At 67.8% G+C, this 2,000-nt stretch carries 1 protein-coding gene and 1 pseudogene; one reads left to right on the top strand and one right to left on the bottom strand.

The annotated features are described in order from the left end of the window. Window positions 1–414: 414 nt before the first annotated feature. A pseudogene (locus tag GA0115259_RS38125) lies at window positions 415–810 on the bottom strand (hypothetical protein); the annotation flags it as partial. A 295-nt stretch (window positions 811–1,105) separates the two neighbouring features. Here GA0115259_RS38125 and GA0115259_RS38120 point away from each other — a divergent pair. Continuing rightward, complete coding sequence (locus tag GA0115259_RS38120; RefSeq protein ID WP_093605198.1) at window positions 1,106–1,423, top strand: ArsR/SmtB family transcription factor; 318 nt, start codon at window positions 1,106–1,108, stop codon at window positions 1,421–1,423. The last annotated feature ends 577 nt before the right edge of the window (window positions 1,424–2,000 follow it).

Raw genomic sequence — 2,000 nt, 5'->3', positions numbered from 1 at the left:
GTGGCGAGCGGCCCGCCGGTCCCGCCGCGGACCGGGCGGCTGATCGCGGGCGTGCTGCTGTGCTGTGTGACGCTGTCCGGTGCCACGGCGGTGGGCGCGGCGAATGACCTCCATACGCATATCGAAATCGCGCAGGGAGAAAGCGCGGCGGACTGAACGGACCGGGCCGTAGGTGTGAGGTGGCGGGCCGGGATCACCGGGAGCGTTTCGCTCCCTCCTCCGGGCCCGCCGGGAAATTCATCCGTGCAGCCGTCCCAGCCGGATGGTTTCGCCGAGGGATTCCTCGCTCGTCATCCGCTGCCGGTCGGTGTGGCCAGGGTGTCTTCGGTACTCATGGCCTCCGGCCGCCGCAGTCGCCGCGGAAGCCGCCAACGGGCGCTCCTCGCGGTGTGTTTCCGGTCCCGGGGCGGCGCCGAGCAGAACCGGAAGCGCCCGGTCCATTCTCAGCGCGTCCACCGATTCCGCGAGCAGTTCATATTCCGTGGTGTCGTCACGTGTGGCGACACGCAGCAGCCTTCCGGCGGCCAAATGCTCGGCGACCAGGTCCTGGTGGGCCACATCGTCCCGCCAGGCCCGGAGCGTCGCAGGTACGTCCGGTACGCTCTCCGCCACCGGGGCGAGAGCTCCCGCCGGAAAATGCGCGCTTTCCGGGCTGGGATCGAGTCGTTCGGCGATCCAGGTCGCACGGTCCCGCAGCCACCACAGTGCAAGTGCCAGAGTGGGAGCGCGATATGTGCCGAGGGGTACGCCGATACGCTGTCCACCGCAGACTCCATATGCGGTGACATGACACAGGAATTCGTCATGCACGGCCGCTCTCCTTGCGCCGTTCTGTGAGGCCGGACGGTCTGGGCCGCAATTCTTTGCAGTGACATCGCGCGGTACCGCAGGGCGATTCAGGAGGCCGATTTCCCCAGTGGGCGGAGATCGGCCTTCGAAGGCCCGAAGTTACAACTATGAAGGCATTGCTGACGCCCTGTCACGAGGCGGATCCGGCCAGAGTGGCGCTCCTTTACGGTGTCGATGGCCGAAACCTCACGTAATCGCATGGAGACACACCGTGCATGGCTGGCAGGTTATATAGCCGTTTGGGTATGTTCAGGCCATGTCCATACCGTTCGACGTCCTCGCAGAGCCGAACCGGCGGAAGATCCTCGATCTTCTCCTCGACCGTCCGCACACGGTCGGGCAGCTCACGGAGCGGCTCGGGCTGAGCCAGCCCGGCACCTCGAAGCATCTGAAGGTGCTGCGCGACGCCGGTCTTGTCGAGGTCCGGCAGGACGCCCAGCGCCGCTGGTACGAGCTGCGGCCCGAGCCTCTCGCGGAACTCGACACCTGGCTCGCCCACTACCGGCATCTGTGGTCCGGCGCGCTCGACGCGCTCGAACGGCAACTCGACGCGATGGAGGACGACTCCCCATGAACACCGACCCGCCCCACGACATCCCGCAGGATCCCGCTGCTTCCGGCCGCGCTTCCGATCCCGCCTCCGACGCCGCCCTCTTCGCCCTGGCATCTCTGCCTCACCGCGCTGGACCGGCTGCTCGGCGGCGGGGCCGGTCGAGACCGCTCATGACCGGAGCGGTGAGCTGCACGAGTCCTATGTGAAACGGTTCGACGGAGGTGCGGGCGCCGAACTCGCTCACCTACACCTGGCAGCCGCGCGGAACGGTCACCTGGGAGCTGGGGAAGGGCACGGGACACAGTGCCCGGCTCGTCCTCGTCCAGACCGGCCCGGAGGACTTCGACGCCCGTTTCCGTACACGGTGGCCTCTGGGCGACACCCGGGTTAACAAGTGGTTGACGCACTCGTTAGGGTGCCTTGAATGTTCGCTCCGCTTATTCCTCCCACATCTCTGCCAAGAGGCGTTCCCGCCCCGCCAGGTTCCCCTGGGGAGGCGCCATGACGCAGATCACCGAGCAGTCGGTACGGCCCGTGCCGGGCACCTCGGCGCAGACGCCGACGGCTGCCGCCACGGCGGCTCCGGGGGGCAGGAGCC

The sequence above is a fragment of the Streptomyces sp. MnatMP-M17 genome, from assembly GCF_900091995.1.
Taxonomy (GTDB): domain Bacteria; phylum Actinomycetota; class Actinomycetes; order Streptomycetales; family Streptomycetaceae; genus Streptomyces.
This window is presented reverse-complemented; position numbering and strand designations above follow the sequence as displayed.

Bases quoted from the DNA above. Each gene is read 5' to 3' on its own strand.
- GA0115259_RS38120 (WP_093605198.1), top strand. From the start codon at position 1,106: ATGTCCATACCGTTCGACGTCCTCGCAGAGCCGAACCGGCGGAAGATC.